9 protein-coding genes and 1 tRNA gene are annotated in these 13,960 nt (G+C 71.6%); 3 read left to right on the forward strand and 7 right to left on the reverse strand.

Going from position 1 to position 13,960, the window contains the following annotated elements:
• Positions 1-54: 54 nt before the first annotated feature.
• Positions 55-966: a M48 family metallopeptidase gene (locus tag OCJ37_RS12820; protein ID WP_263109852.1), complete on the reverse strand. Its 912-nt coding sequence runs from the start codon at positions 964-966 to the stop codon at positions 55-57.
• A gap of 82 nt (positions 967-1,048) precedes the next feature.
• The gene (locus tag OCJ37_RS12825) at positions 1,049-2,941 is read right to left on the reverse strand and encodes a formylglycine-generating enzyme family protein (protein ID WP_263109853.1); all 1,893 of its coding nucleotides are present in this window, start codon (positions 2,939-2,941) and stop codon (positions 1,049-1,051) included.
• A gap of 104 nt (positions 2,942-3,045) precedes the next feature.
• On the opposite strand from OCJ37_RS12825, the gene rnd reads away from it, so the two are divergent.
• Positions 3,046-4,131: a ribonuclease D gene (gene rnd / locus OCJ37_RS12830; RefSeq protein ID WP_263109855.1), complete on the forward strand. Its 1,086-nt coding sequence runs from the start codon at positions 3,046-3,048 to the stop codon at positions 4,129-4,131.
• A gap of 427 nt (positions 4,132-4,558) precedes the next feature.
• Here the strand turns inward: rnd and OCJ37_RS12835 are convergent, their stop codons facing one another.
• Complete coding sequence (locus OCJ37_RS12835; RefSeq protein WP_263109857.1) at positions 4,559-4,963, reverse strand: H-NS histone family protein; 405 nt, start codon at positions 4,961-4,963, stop codon at positions 4,559-4,561.
• A 399-nt stretch (positions 4,964-5,362) separates the two neighbouring features.
• Here OCJ37_RS12835 and OCJ37_RS12840 point away from each other — a divergent pair.
• Positions 5,363-5,438: transfer RNA gene (locus tag OCJ37_RS12840), tRNA-Ala, on the forward strand.
• Positions 5,439-5,566: 128 nt separating this feature from the next.
• Here OCJ37_RS12840 and OCJ37_RS12845 read toward each other — a convergent pair.
• The 4 genes from OCJ37_RS12845 to OCJ37_RS12860 form a co-directional block, all read right to left on the reverse strand.
• Positions 5,567-5,734: a hypothetical protein gene (locus OCJ37_RS12845; protein WP_263109859.1), complete on the reverse strand. Its 168-nt coding sequence runs from the start codon at positions 5,732-5,734 to the stop codon at positions 5,567-5,569.
• Between the two features lie 195 nt (positions 5,735-5,929).
• Positions 5,930-6,460, reverse strand: coding sequence for a chemotaxis protein CheW (locus tag OCJ37_RS12850; protein WP_263109861.1), 531 nt, complete (start codon positions 6,458-6,460; stop codon positions 5,930-5,932).
• Between the two features lie 10 nt (positions 6,461-6,470).
• Positions 6,471-8,138 (reverse strand): methyl-accepting chemotaxis protein, encoded by a 1,668-nt coding sequence (locus OCJ37_RS12855; protein WP_263109863.1) that lies wholly within the window; start codon positions 8,136-8,138, stop codon positions 6,471-6,473.
• Positions 8,139-8,602: 464 nt separating this feature from the next.
• Entirely contained in the window at positions 8,603-12,961 is a 4,359-nt protein-coding gene (locus tag OCJ37_RS12860; protein ID WP_263109864.1) for a DEAD/DEAH box helicase, read from the reverse strand.
• A 581-nt stretch (positions 12,962-13,542) separates the two neighbouring features.
• On the opposite strand from OCJ37_RS12860, the gene OCJ37_RS12865 reads away from it, so the two are divergent.
• Entirely contained in the window at positions 13,543-13,860 is a 318-nt protein-coding gene (locus tag OCJ37_RS12865; RefSeq protein ID WP_263109865.1) for a DUF3175 domain-containing protein, read from the forward strand.
• Positions 13,861-13,960: the final 100 nt, after the last annotated feature.

The following is a 13,960-nucleotide window of genomic DNA, read 5'->3' on the forward strand; positions in this document are numbered from 1 at the left end:
GGGCTGCACACGCCACGGCGTGCGCAGCTCAGCCGCCCGCGCCTGCCGCCTCGCTCAGCGCTGCGCGGTCTTGGCCGACTCGCAGAAACGCTGCCGGTACTCCAGCGCTTTGGGCATCAGCGCCTGCAGGTTCTGAATGCGCGTGCCCGGATTGGGATGCGTGGACGAGAACTCCGGCGGCGCCTGGCCGCCGCTGCTGGCGCTCATCCGTTCCCACAGCGGCACCGCTTCGCGCGGATCGAAGCAGGCCGCCGCGGCCAGCATCAGCCCGACCTCGTCGGCCTGGGTCTCGTGGCTGCGCGCGTACGGCAGCAGGTAGCCGTAGCCCATCGCCGCCATCGCCATCTGCTGCTGTTGCGGGTCCATGCCGCTGGCCGCGCCGGCCATCTGCCCGATCTGGGTCAGCTTCTGCTGCGCCATGCGCTGCGCGCCGTGGCGCAGCAGCGCGTGCGCGATCTCGTGGCCCATCACCACCGCCACCGCATCGGCGTTCTTGGCCACCGGCAGCAGGCCGGTGTAGACCGCCATCTTGCCGCCGGGCAGGCAGAACGCATTGGCCTGCTCGGACTCGATCACGTTGACGTCCCAGTCGAAGCCGCGCGCGTAGTGCTTGGCCTGCATGCCGTGCTCGGCGGCCAGCGCGTCCTCGACCACGTCGACCTTGGCGATCAGCCGCTGCGCGATCGCGCGCACCTGCTGCGCCACCTGCGACTGCGGATCGACCGGGCGCTCCTGCGCCAGGATCTCCTGGTAGGCCTGCAGGCCCAGCGCCTTCTCGTCCTCCACGCCGAGCGAACTGTCGATCAGCACCTTCTCACCGGTGTACGGATCCTCGCTGCGGTTGGAGAACCAGTAGAACCCCGCGTATACCGCGAAGCCCAGCAGCACCAGCCAGCGCACGCCGCCCAGCGGCCCGCGGCGGCTGCCGCCCTGCTCCCCGCCCTGGCGGCCGAAGACGTTGCTCATGTCCAATCCCCTTGCTGGCTGGTGGGCGGCGATGGCGCATGCCCGTGCGCGGCACTGTAGCCGCGGCGGCGGCGCGGCCGTGTCAAATTCCGCGCACTAGGCGGAACCCGACCCGGGCGCTGGTGGTGTCGGAGTCCTGCATCAGCCGCCAGGCGGCACGGGTCTGCTCCGGCGCGTTGGCCCAGTTGCCGCCGCGCACCACGCGCGAGCGGCAGCCGGGGTTGTACCAGGCGTTGCCGTCGGCGGGCGCGCGGCGGTAGCTGGAATGCCAGCAATCGGCGACCCACTCGCTGAGATTGCCGCCCATGTCGTGCAGGCCCCAGGCATTGGCCTTGAAGCTGGCGACCGGCGCCGGCCCCCAGAAGCCGTCGGCATAGCCGACGAAGGCGTTGTTCCAGTGCCGGCCGCTGGGCGAGACGTCGCCGCCGCCGGTGAAGTTGCCGGCGCCGCGCGGCGGCACGCCGGCGTTGCCCCACGGGTAGCGGCCGCGGCTGCCGGCGCGCAGCGCGTATTCGAACTCGGCCTCGCTGGGCAGCCGGTAGTGGCGCCCGGTCTGCTGCGACAGCCATGCCGCATAGGCTTCGGCATCGCGCACGCTGACGTGCATCACCGGACTGTTCGGCGCGGCGCGCGCGCCGTTGTAGTCGGACTGCCAGTCGGTGCCGCTGCGGCGCACGAAATTGCCGCTGCGCTCGTCGTAGACGATCGAATGCCCGCGCCGGGTCGCGCGCGGCCGCGCGCCGCTGGCCTCGACGAAACGGCGGAACTCGGCCACGGTGACTTCGGTAATCGACATCGCGAAGCCGCGCTCGAAGCGCACGTAGTGCAGCGGCTGCTCGGCCGGCACCGCGCCGGGCTCGGTCGCGCTGGCGCCCATGCGGAAACCGCCGTGCGGCACCACGATCATCTGCGGCCCGCGCTCGCCGCTGCTCATGCCGTCGGTGAACACCTGGCCGGGGCGGAAGCTGCCGTAGTGGGTGGCCAGGTCGATGCGCTCGCGCAGCATCGCCGCCACCGGGTCGCCCGGGTCGGCGATGCGCAGCACCTCGCCCAGCTTCTCGCGCGCGGCCTTCAGCCCGGCTGGCGTGGCCAGGTCGCGCAGGCCGGCATCGCGCAGGCCGGCGATGCGCGCGGTGCGCACGCCTTCCACCCGCACCCGCGCATCGTGCACGGTGGCGGCGCCGTCGCGGATGCGCGCGGCGCGCGCCAGCCAGCTGCCGGCGGCGGCGAAATCGGACGCCGCCGCGGCCGCCTCGGCGCGCCGGATCACCGCGCTCTCCACCGCCGCCACGCCCTGCCGCGCGCGCGCATCGTCGGCGTCCAGCTGCAGGGCTTCGCGGAAATTGGCCAGCGCGCCGTTGCCGTCCTCGCCGAGCCGGCCGGCGCGCAGATCCTCCTCGCCGGCGCGGTTGTAGGCCAGCACCCGCAGCGCGATCTCCACCCGCTGCTGCAGGCGCCGCACCGCCGGATCGTCGGCATCCAGCGACAGCGCCACCATCGCGATGCGGCCGGCGCGCTCCAGCGCCTGCTCCTGCTGCTCCGAGGCCTGCAACAACGCATCGCCGAGCTGCAGCAGGCGCAGCCGCGCCTTGCGCAGGCCGTCGCGCGCCACCCGGTCCTGCGGCGCCAGCGCGCGGATCGCCAGGTACAGCGGAATCGCCGATTGCGCGTCCTCGAACAGGCGGTCGTCGGCCAGAGCGCGCGCGGCATCGCGCCGCGCCTGGGCCAGATCGGCGCGATCGAGCGTCGGCAGCGGCGGCTGCCAGCGCGCCACCGTCTCGGCGGCATCCTCGCCGCCGATGGTGACGCTGGGCGCCTGCGCCGGCTTGGCCGCCGCGGCCCTGGCCTGCGGCGCCGGCCCGGCAGGAGCCGGCGCAGGCGCGGGCGCCTGCCCGGTGCAGCCGCCCAGCAGCGCGGCCAGCAGGGCCCAGGCAATCGCAGAACCGCTCGTGCGCACGCATCCTCCCAACGACATTGGCCTTGCGACGGCGTTCGCGCCATCGGCGTCCGTGCGGCCGGCGGGCCGACGTTAGGCTATTCTCGCCTGCCTGAGCAAACCCTGCATTCGACGGAAACCACGTGCCCTATTGGATCAAGCAACCCGCCGAGCTGGCCGAGCGGCTGGCGCAGCGCCCGGCCAGGATCGGCCTGGATACCGAATTCGTCCGCGAACGCACCTACTGGCCGCAGCTGGCGCTGGTGCAGATGGCGGTGGCCGACGAGATCCTGCTGATCGACCCGCTGATCCCCGGCATGCCGCAGGCGCTGGCGCCGTGGCTGTCGGATCCCGCCATCCTCAAGGTCATGCACAGCGCCAGCGAAGACCTGGTCGCGTTCAAGTGCGCCTGCGGCGCGCTGCCGCGGCCGCTGTTCGACACCCAGATCGGCGCCGGCCTGGCCGGCATCGGCGCGGGCATGGGCTACCAGAAGCTGGTGCTGGAGATCACCGGGGTGCACCTGGCCAAGGGCGAGACCCGCTCGGACTGGCTGCGCCGTCCGCTGTCGCCGGCGCAGCTGGAATACGCCGCCGACGACGTGCGCCACCTGTTCGCGATCCACGACGCCCTGCAGCAACGGCTGCAGGCGCTGGACCGCAGCGCCTGGCTGCACGAGGACGGCGAGCGCCTGCTCGGCACCGTCGAGCACGACGAAGGCGAGCGCTGGCCGCACCTGGGCATGCGCGCAGCGCAGTTCATGGATCCGCCGGCGCAGCAGCGCCTGCTGCGCCTGCTGCGCTGGCGCGACGTGCAGGCCCGGCACAGCGACAAGCCGCGCAGCTGGATCCTGGACAACGAACTGGCCGCCACCCTGGCGCGCTTTCCGCCCGACGACCGCCACGGCCTGCAGGCGCTGCTGGACAAGCATCCCAAGGCCCCGCGCAAGCTCGGCGAGGCGCTGTGGCAGGCGCTGACCACGCCACTGCCCGACGAAGCCGACGCGCCGCTGGCGCTGGCCGCCAGCGACGACAACAAGGCGGCGCTGAAGCGCCTGCAGGACGCGGTGTCCGCCCGCAGCGCCGAGCTGGGCCTGCCCGACGGCCTGCTGGCCTCGCGCAAGCACCTGGAAGCCTTGCTGGAAAGCGGCCAATGGCCGCAACCGCTGGCCGGCTGGCGCCGCCGCGAACTGGAAGCGACGCTGCAGCCGCTGCTGGGCAGCGCTGGCTAGGCGTCGGCTCAGGCAAAGTCAGCGAAAGCGTTTGTAGGAGCGACTTCAGTCGCGACGGGCTCTACCGGTAAAGCCCGTCGCGACTGAAGTCGCTCCTACAGGGTCTGGTCGCCCGGACAGACGCAAGGTGGTGAGCGGCCGCGGCGCATTCGCAGCTGTGGGGCGCAGGATCCGTCTTCGCCCAGGCGTGCTGGTCCCGCGCTGGCGCGATCAGATTGGAACGACTCAGTCTCACAGCGCGGTGTCGGACGTTTGCGCCACAACCACCGACATGCCGGCGAGTAAGCCTTCCGGCATGCAGCGTATTCCGTTTATCGCGTGCCCTCGCCCGCTTATTCACAGCGAAAGCGCGACACCGCCTGAAAACCATCGCCCATAAAAAAGGCCAGGAAACCCCTGGCCTTTTTGCGACCGATCAGTAAACCGATCAGTATTTGACCAGCGGGAACTTCAGGTCCGGGTGGCGCGCCTTCCATTCGTTGTAGGCGGCGGTGCCTTCCCACGCGGCGAACGCCTTCGGCGTGCGGCCACGGCCGGACCAGGTCTCGCCGGTGTGCGGCAGCTGGTACTTCGGCTTGACCTCGCTGCGGCCGCCGGCGGACTTGGCGCTGGCGGGCTTCGGCGCGGCGCTGGTCACGTAGGCGGCGATCTCGTTGCGCTGCTTGGCGCTGAAGAACTCGGCGAACTGCTCCAGCAGCGACAGCACGTTGGCATGCGCGGCGCTGGTCTCGCCTTCGCGCGCCTGCTTCTCCTGCTCTTCCAGCTTGCGCATCTCTTCCTGCAGCTTGGCCTTGGCTTCGGCGATTTGTTGCAAGTTGCGAACTTCCGTCATTTTTCAAGGACCCGTGGATAAAAAGATTTGGAACGGACGGAATATCTCATCCGGAACGACGAAACCGTCTGACGAGGATTTCGGCCCACGATTATATCGACTCTCCCCGCCGGCTGCCGGAATACGGGCGTGCATTTCCGCCTTCACGCCAGCGGTCTGCAGGTTGCCGCGTATGGGTGCCCGAGGGGCACGCGTCAGCATCGGGCGCGCACGCCCGGCCAAGCGCGCCTTGTCGTCGAGCGTGCGCGTGCCGCCACCTGCGCGCACCGCCGCGGCCTGCGCGAAGCGCTAGTGGCGCAGCCGTGCGTGCGCGACCGCGAGCGCCAGCGGCCAGACGCGCGGGCCGCATCGCCCTCTTGGCACGCACGCCCCGGGCCAGTTAGACTATGCGTCTGATGTGGGGCGGTAGCTCAGCTGGGAGAGCGTCGCGTTCGCAATGCGAAGGTCGAGGGTTCGATCCCCTTCCGCTCCACCACTTCTTCAGACGAAAAGCCCCGGAGTCGCCTCCGGGGCTTTTTTGTGTCTGCGGACGGCGCCTGCTGGGTAGCGGCGCGCCATTGCGCGCACGCCGCCGCACCGCGGCCCAGGCAGCCTGCGGACGGCTCAGCCGGCCGCTTGGTCGCCGCCGGACTTGGGCCCGCGTTCGTGGGCTTCGCGCAGCTTCTCGTCCTCCCGGCCCGACCGCTGCTTGGCCACCTCGTCCTGCGCCCGGTCCTGTTGGCCTTCCTGGATCCCTTGCTGCTTGCCGTGTTGCGTGTCTTTGTCTGCCATGGTCCGGACCTCGCTGTGGGCGGATGCCCTGTCCCGGAAACACTAGCGGGGCCGCCGTGATGCGCATATCACGGCGCGGGTCTTCGCTGCAGCTGGCGTGGCGCCTCGCTGCCTGCGAACAGGGCGCGCGAGGTGCACACTGGCGCCCGCGCGCAGTGCCGGCGCGGTTGCCATGGAGCGGCCACCCTCTTTCGCTCAGGCCGCCGCCTGCAGCGCAGCGCCGGCGATCTCGTCCATGCGCAGCAGGCGCGCCCGGTCCAGCAGGATCACCAGGCGGCCCTCCAGCTTGCCCATGCCCTGCAGCAACTCCTGGCGGATGCCGCCGCCGAACGACGGCGCCGCCTCGATCTGCTGCGCCGGGATGTCCAGCACCTCGCTGACCGCATCGACCAGCAGGCCGAAGGCCTGGGTCGTGCCGGCGTCTTCGGCGGTCACGATCACGATGCAGCTGCGCCGGGTGACGCGGCTGGGCGCGCGGCCGAGCCGCAATTGCAGGTCCACCACCGGCACCACGGCGCCGCGCAGGTTGATCACGCCGCGCACGCAGGCGGGCATGGTCGGGACCGGCGTCGGCGCGCGGTATTCGATGATCTCGTGGATGCCGACGATGTTCAGGCCGAACAGCTCCTGTTCCAGCTGAAAGGTCAGGAACTGCGACGGCAGCGACGCCACCGCCGGATCCGCGTCCGGCGGCGCGGCCGCGGCATTGCCAAGTTGTGCGCGCATGGCGTGCTCCTCAGAAGCTGGCGAACTGCGATTCGTCCGGACCGGCCGCCATCGCATAGGCCGGCTGCGGCGCACGCGGGCGCACGCGCTTGGGCTCGACGCGACCGACGACCGCCCGGACGCCGGGCTTGTCCGCGGCGCGCGGCAGGCGCGGCGCCTCGCCATGGCCATGACCCAGGCGGAAGAACGCCATCGACTGCTGCAGGTTCTCGGCCTGCGTGCTCATTTCCTCGGCGGTCGCGGCCAGTTCCTCGGACGCGGTGGCGTTCTGCTGCGTGGTCTGGCTCAGCTGCACCACCGCCGAATTGATCTGCGCCACGCCGGAGGACTGCTCCTGCGACGCCGCGGCGATTTCCTGCACCAGGTCGGAGGTCTTCTTGATGCTGGGCACGATGGTCTCCAGCAGGCGTCCGGCCTTCTCCGCCAGCTCGACGCTGGAGCCGGCGACTTCGCCGATCTCCTGCGCGGCGACCTGGCTGCGTTCGGCCAGCTTGCGCACTTCCGCGGCGACCACGGCGAAACCCTTGCCGTGCTCGCCGGCGCGCGCCGCCTCGATGGCCGCGTTCAGCGCCAGCAGGTTGGTCTGGTAGGCGATGTCATCGATGATGCCGATCTTCTGCGCGATCTGCTTCATCGCCGCCACGGTGGCGACCACCGCTTCGCCGCCTTCCACGGTTTCCTTGGCGGCCTGCGCGGCCATGCCGTCGGTGATACGCGCGTTCTCGGTGTTCTGCCCGATCGAGGCGGTCATCTGCTCCAGCGATGCGCTGGTTTCCTCCACGCCCGCGGCCTGCTCGGTCGAGGCCTGGCTCAGCGACTGCGCGGTGGCGCTGACCTCCTCCGAGGCGCCGGCCAGGGTCTGCGCGCTGGCATTGACCTCGCCGACCACCTGCTGCAGCTTCTCGACCATGCGTCGCATCGCCAGCAGCAACTGCCCCGCCTCGTCCTTGGACGTGGTTTCGATCACGACGCTCAGGTCGCCGTCGGCCAGCGCATTGGCGGCATCCACCGCCTTGCCGATCGGCTTGGTCACGCTGCGGCTGATGAAGAAGCCCAGGCACACGCCGAGCAGCACGCCGACCACGATGATGGCCGTCAGCACCTTGGCGCCGCTGGTATAGATCGCATTGGTCTCGGTACTCGCGGCCGCCGCGTTGGCTTCCTTCATCTTGGCCAGCTCGGTCATCAGCGCGTCGACGTCGTCGGAGGCGCTGCGCGCGGCGGTGGACAACGCGATGAGTTCCGGATTGGCGTCCTGCAGCGGCTGCTGCGTCGCTTTCTCCAGGAACGCGCCGCGGCGCGCCAGGTACACCTTCCACGCTTCGTCGAAGCGCGCCAGGGTGGCCTTGGCCTCGGGGCCGTCCATCGAGGCGCGCGCCTTGGTCATGTAATCGACCATGCTCGCGGTGTACTTGTCGATGCTGGCGAGGTGCTTGGCGCGTTCTTCCTGCGTGGTGGCCAACTGCAGGTTGGAGCGCGCGCGGCCTGCGTAGATCAGGTTGATGTTGGCTTCCTTGATATTGGACACGCCGAGCAGCTCGCGCTCGTACAACAGCGTGGCGTAGTGGTTGATGCGTCCGGAATTGCGGATGCCGATGGCGCCGATGCAGGCGCCGATGGCGGCCACGATCAGGAACGCGCAGGTAAGCCTGATACCGATCTTCATATTGCCCAACATGGTGTCTTTCCCCGATTGTTTGGTAACGATCGCGCCCGACACGGCGCGCCCGGATGTCCTTCCCGCTACACCCACCTGGGCCGGGAACGATCATCGATGTGCGTAACGCAGCGATGTCCTGTCGTAGCGCTGTCGCTCGTTGCGTGAAAGCTATCGGCGCTCCCCAAGTCGCCTTTAATCGCCATCGCAACTGCGGAATTGAGCACACAGGCAAGTGCTGCGGACGTGCGCTGAACACGGACGGAGCCTTTCTGGGCGGACGTCATCGCATAGGCGACGGGCGCGGCGCGCACCCGCGCCGCATGCCGCACTTGTCCTCAACGGGAAATTTCCGCCCCGACGTCGCGGAAAAAACGGTGATTTGCACCACAACAAATTGTAGACAATACGTGAAGGAACCGACGTTCAAGCACCGCGGCGTCTCCGGGCGGCGACAGCAGCCAGCCGCTCCTGCCGTGGCGCGGTCAGCTCAGGCTGGCGAGCATCGCAGCGATGGCGTCGCGTGTGCTTGATGCTGCCGGTTCGGTCAGCCGCTGCCGCGCCATCGCGCTGTCGGCGGCGCTCAGTTCCTGCAACGGTTCGAAACGCTCGGCGACCCAGGTCGCCATCGGCACGCCGTCGCGGTACAGCACCCGCGCGCCGGGCACGCGCGGCACCCGGTTGCCCGGCAGCACGCCGCCGAGCAGGTTCGCCGGATCGGCGGCGGCCACGCACAACCAGGCGCCGTCGTGCGGCTGCCGGCGCACCTGGCGCAGCAGGCCGATCGCCTCGGGCAGCGCGAACTGCTCGCCGGACAGCCCGCTGATGAAACGCCCGCCGCGGATCTCGCCGCGCGCCTCCAGCCGGTGGTAGACGCGCAGCAGCTCGCGCCACGGCGGCAGCCACGCCGCCTCGCGCTCCATCAGGCGCCAGCAGACCACGCCGTAGCGGCGCAGCAGGGTCCGCGCCAGGTGCTCGATGGCCTCGCCGCGCGCGGTCGCGGCGGCGCCGTCGGTGGCGGTGCGCAGCAGCGCCCAGCGTCCCGCGTCCTGGATGCCGTACAACGGCACCCGGCGCCGCCGCCGCGACACCGCGGACGGCCGCTTGGAGGCCGGCACCAGCAACGCGCGCAACCCGGCGTAGCTGTCGCAATGGATGCGGCCGGCGGCCACCAGGTCCGCCAGCGCCTCTTCCAGTTCGGTGGACAGCAGCCGCGTGGCGTCGGCGATCTCGTCGAAGAACGAGGCGCCGTGCGCGTCCAGGTAGTCGGCGACCTTCTGCGCGCGCGAGCCGAGCGCGGCCGGCGCGGCCGCGGCCGGCAGCAACCGCGACCACTGCGCGGCGCTGCGCCGCGGCAGCAACAGGATCGGCGTGCTGCGCAGCGAGCCGGCGCCGCCCACGCTGGCCGCGGCCGGGCGCAGCCGCGTCCACAGCGTGCGCCCGGCGCTGCACAGTTCGTCCAGCCACGCCGGGGCGTAATCGCGCACCCGCGCCGGCAACAGCTCGCTTTCCCACAATGCCGCCGGCGCCTCGAAGCCTTCCAGCTGCGCCAGCACGCTGGCCAGCGCCTCCGCGCCGGCGACCCGGCCTTCGCCGTCCAGATGCTGCCAGCGGAACAGGAAGCGCGCGTAGTCGCGCGGCGCCACCGGTTCGATCTCGCGGCGCAAGCGGCCCAGCGTGTAGCGATGGATGCGCGCCAGCAGGTGGCGCTCGCACCATTCGTCGGCAGCGGCGTCGGCGCTGAAGCGGCCGGGCAGGACGTAGCCGTCGCGCTGCAGCGCCAGCAGGCCGGCCTGCACCTCGCGCAGCGGCAGCCGCAGCGGCGCCGCCAGTGTCGCCGCGCTCACCGGCCCCAGCGCGGCCAGGCGCAGGCGCAGCAGCTCGCGCAGCGCGCCGTCGCGCTGCCAGTCGTCGATCGCATAGCCCTCCGGCACGGCGATGCGCGGCTGCGCCTCGGCCTGCGGATACAGCGGCGCGACCAGCGCCAGCGACTCGGCCGCGACCCACAGCGCGGCGCCGTCGTCTCCTACGCCCTGCAGCCGGGTGGCGCGCGCATCGGCGGCCAGTTCCGCCAGCCACGCCGGCCAGGCCTCGTGCGCGGCGGCTTCGGCGGCGTCCAGCGCGCCGAGCGCGACCAGCGCCTCGTGCATCTCGTCGCGGCTGCGCGGCTGCGGCCAGGCCTCCTCGCGCACCGCGGCGATCGCCTCCGGGTCGAGCCGGCCCAGGTCGTCGGCGCTGTCCGGGTCCTGGTAGCGGCGGCTGTGCACGGCCTGGGTGCGGCGCTCCTCCAGCGGCGCGTCGTCGAGGAACGCGTACGGCCGCGCGTCCAGCGCCTCGGCCGCCAGCGGCGACGGCGCGGCCAGGTCGCGCGCCAGCACGCGCACGCTGCCGTCCTCGATGCCGCGCTGCAGCCGCAGCCAGCCGTCGCTGTCCATCGCCTCGTGCAGGCAGTCGTGCAGCGTCTGCGCGACCAGCGGGTGTTCGGGAATCTCGCGCTCGCCGACCAGGTTCTCGGCGCAGGCCACCTGGTCCGGGAACACCGTGGCCAGCAGGTCCTCGGACTTCATCCGCTGCAGCTGCGGGGCGACCTTGCGCCCGCCGGTGAAGCGCGGCAATGCCAGCGCATTGGTGGCGTTCCAGCGCCAGCGCACGCCGAACAGCGGCGCCTCCAGCAGCGCCTGCACCAGCACGTCCAGCGCCGATGCGCTGTGCAGATAGCGCGCGACCTCCTCCAGCGCGAAGCTGTGCCGGGTCGACAGCGACAGCACGATCGCGTCCTCGGTGGCCGCCGCCTGCAGTTCGAAATTGAAGGTGCGGCAGAAGCGCTTGCGCAGGGCCAGGCCCCAGGCGCGATTGATGCGGCTGCCGTGCACGCTGTGGATCACCAGCTGGGTGCCGCCGCTGTCGTCGAAGAAGCGCTCCAGCACGATGCACTGCTGCGTGGGCAGCGCGCCCAGCGCGGTGCGGGCGCGGCCCAGGTAGTCGACCAACTGCTGCGCGGCGGCGGCGTCCAGCGCCAGGTCCCCGCCCAGCCAGGCCAGCGCCTGCGCCGCGCCGCCCTGCTCCAGGCACTGCTCCAGCTGCGCGCGCAGCCGCGACACGCCGGCCGACAGCTCGTCGCTGCGCCCGGGCGCCTCGCCGAGCCAGAACGGGATGTTCGGCGGCGCGCCGCGCGCGTCTTCCACCCGCACCCGGCCCGGCTCCACGCGCAGGATGCGGTAGCTGGCGTTGCCGAGCTGGAACACGTCGCCGCTGAGGCTCTCCACCGCGAAGTCCTCGTTGACCGTGCCGATGGTCTCGGCCTGCGGCTCCAGCAGCACGCTGTAGTCGCCGGTCTCGGGGATGGTGCCGCCGGAGGTCAGCGCCGCCATGCGCGCGCCGCGCCGCTCGCGCACGCGGCGATGCACCGCGTCGCGGTGCAGGTAGCCGGCACGCGGGCCGAGCCGGGTGCTGAAGCCGTCGCTCAGCATCCGCAGCACCGCGTCGAAGCGCTCGCGCGGCAGCGTCGCGTACGGCCAGGCGCCGCGGACCAGCGCGTACAGCGCGTCCTCGTCCCATTCCTGGCACGCCACCTCGGCGACCAGCTGTTGCGCCAGCACGTCCAGCGGCGCGTCGAGCATGTGCAGCGCATCCAGTTCGCCGCGGCGCACGCAGTCCAGCAGCGCCGCGCATTCGACCAGGTCGTCGCGCGACTGCGGGAACAGCCGCGCCTTCGGCGTGCCGCCGACGGCGTGGCCGGAGCGCCCGGCGCGCTGCAGGAAACTGGCGATCGAACGCGGCGAGCCGAGCTGGCACACCAGGTCCACGTCGCCGATGTCCAGGCCCAGCTCCAGCGACGCGGTGGCGACCAGCACCTGCAGCTGGCCGGCCTTGAGCCGCTGCTCGGCGAGCAGCCGCGCCTCGCGCGCCAGGCTGCCGTGATGCGCCGCCACCGCGTCGTTGCCGAGCAGTTCGCCAAGGTGCCGCGCCGCGCGTTCGGCCATGCGCCGGGTGTTGACGAACACCAGCGTGGTGCGGTGCGCGCGCACCAGTTCGGCCAGGCGCGTGTACACCTGCTGCCACTGGTCGGCGGACATGGTCACGCTCAGCGGCGTCGGCGGCACCTCCAGCGCCAGGTCGCGGGCGCGCGCGTAGCCGATGTCGACGATCTCGCAATCGGGCTGGCCGTCGTGCACCGCCGCGCTGCCGACCAGGAAGCGCGCGACCGCGTCGATCGGCTTCTGCGTCGCCGACAGGCCAATGCGCAGCGGCGGCACCGCGCACAGCTGTTGCAGGCGCTGCAGCGACAGCGCCAGGTGGCTGCCGCGCTTGTTCGCCGCCAGCGCGTGGATCTCGTCGACGATCACCGTGCGCACGTGGCGCAGCGTGTCGCGGCCGGAGACCGAGCCGAGCAGCACGTACAGCGATTCGGGCGTGGTCACCAGCACGTGCGGCGGCCGCCGCCGCGCCTGCGCGCGCTCGCGCTGCGGCGTGTCGCCGGTGCGCACCGCGGTGCGGATCTCCACGTCGGGCAAGCCGAGCGCGGCCAGTTCGGCGCGGATGCCGGCCAGGGGCGCTTCGAGATTGAGCTGGATGTCGTTGGACAGCGCTTTCAGCGGCGATACGTACAGCACCTGGGTGCGGTCGGCGAGCGCGCCGTCGCGCAGGCCTTCGCGCAGCAGCGCGTCGAGCGCGGCCAGGAACGCGGTCAGGGTCTTGCCGGAGCCGGTCGGCGCCGCCACCAGCGTATGCCGCCCGGCCTGGATCGCCGGCCAAGCGGCCGCCTGCGCCGGCGTCGGCGCGGGGAAACGGCGCTCGAACCAGCGAGCGACGGCGGGATGGAAGCGTGCTTGCACGAAGGACATGCGGTCTCCTGCGGCGCGCGCCCTTGCCGGCGGATGCAAGGGCGGCGGAAGCGGAACCGTTCGATTGTCTCACGCGACAACCGCGGCAACGGCGTACGCAACAGGAGGTGGTGACGTTACCAGTCCGGTTCAAGCGCGGACGCGCGGCGCGGCTGTTTTCCAGGGCTTTTCCGGTTAATCGTTCATCGAAAACCGCACTGTCTACCACATGCCCCGGGATGCGCGGTTATGTTGTCGATGTCGTCACGTTTGCGCCCCCAGGATCGGCGCAACGGACCTGGTACTCGCTCGGGGAGTCCTGCATGCGGCATGGCAGCATGGTCGAACAGCAGCGTCGGCGTCGGCGGACATTCGCCCCGCATGCCTGCGCGCTCGCGCCAGCGTTGCGCGGCCAATGCATGCGCTCCGCTGGCCTTGCATCCCCGAACGCGGCGCCGCGTTCGCCCACGTCACCGGCCGGCATGCGCACAGCGCATGCATCGGCGCAGATCGCCGTTTCCTCGCACCGCCTGCAGCGGGCGCCGCGGAAATCCTGCAGCAACGCCTCCGTTCCACTCGTCACCCGCCAAGGAGCATCGTCAATGGCACACAGCAGCCCGAACGTTTCCACCGCCCACTGGGTCCAGCGCGTCAACGACGGCAGCGATGCGCTGGAGCTCACGCCCAGCGTGTTCGAACGCGACGATCCGGTGTCCATCGCCCGTTCGCTCAAGCACTCCGCCGACCAGAGCGCGCGCCGCCGCACCGGTCCCTACCGCTCGGCGATGTCGATGCTGACCTTCTACATCAACCGCGCAGGCAAGCAGCTGCCGGCGCAGCGCCGCGAAGTGCTGGAGCAGGCCAAGGACGAGCTGCGCAGCCTGTACGGCAAGCCGCGCAGGAACGGCGCGGGCGGCTGACGCGCGCCACGCGGCGCGGCGGCGCAGCGTGACGCGGGCCGCGATTCGGTGCCCGGTGGAGCGCGCCCGGGCGTTCCCGATTGCTCTGCGCCGACGCCTG

The sequence above is a fragment of the Xanthomonas sp. AM6 genome, from assembly GCF_025665335.1.
In the GTDB taxonomy this organism is placed as follows: domain Bacteria; phylum Pseudomonadota; class Gammaproteobacteria; order Xanthomonadales; family Xanthomonadaceae; genus Xanthomonas_A.

Excerpts from the sequence above, each read along its gene's own strand:
- OCJ37_RS12865 (WP_263109865.1), top strand. The coding sequence starts at position 13,543 with ATGGCACACAGCAGCCCGAACGTTTCCACCGCCCACTGGGTCCAGCGC.
- OCJ37_RS12855 (WP_263109863.1), bottom strand. The coding sequence starts at position 8,138 with ATGTTGGGCAATATGAAGATCGGTATCAGGCTTACCTGCGCGTTCCTG.
- OCJ37_RS12825 (WP_263109853.1), bottom strand. The coding sequence starts at position 2,941 with ATGTCGTTGGGAGGATGCGTGCGCACGAGCGGTTCTGCGATTGCCTGG.
- OCJ37_RS12845 (WP_263109859.1), bottom strand. The coding sequence starts at position 5,734 with ATGGCAGACAAAGACACGCAACACGGCAAGCAGCAAGGGATCCAGGAA.
- OCJ37_RS12860 (WP_263109864.1), bottom strand. The coding sequence starts at position 12,961 with ATGTCCTTCGTGCAAGCACGCTTCCATCCCGCCGTCGCTCGCTGGTTC.
- OCJ37_RS12835 (WP_263109857.1), bottom strand. The coding sequence starts at position 4,963 with ATGACGGAAGTTCGCAACTTGCAACAAATCGCCGAAGCCAAGGCCAAG.
- OCJ37_RS12850 (WP_263109861.1), bottom strand. The coding sequence starts at position 6,460 with ATGCGCGCACAACTTGGCAATGCCGCGGCCGCGCCGCCGGACGCGGAT.
- OCJ37_RS12820 (WP_263109852.1), bottom strand. The coding sequence starts at position 966 with ATGAGCAACGTCTTCGGCCGCCAGGGCGGGGAGCAGGGCGGCAGCCGC.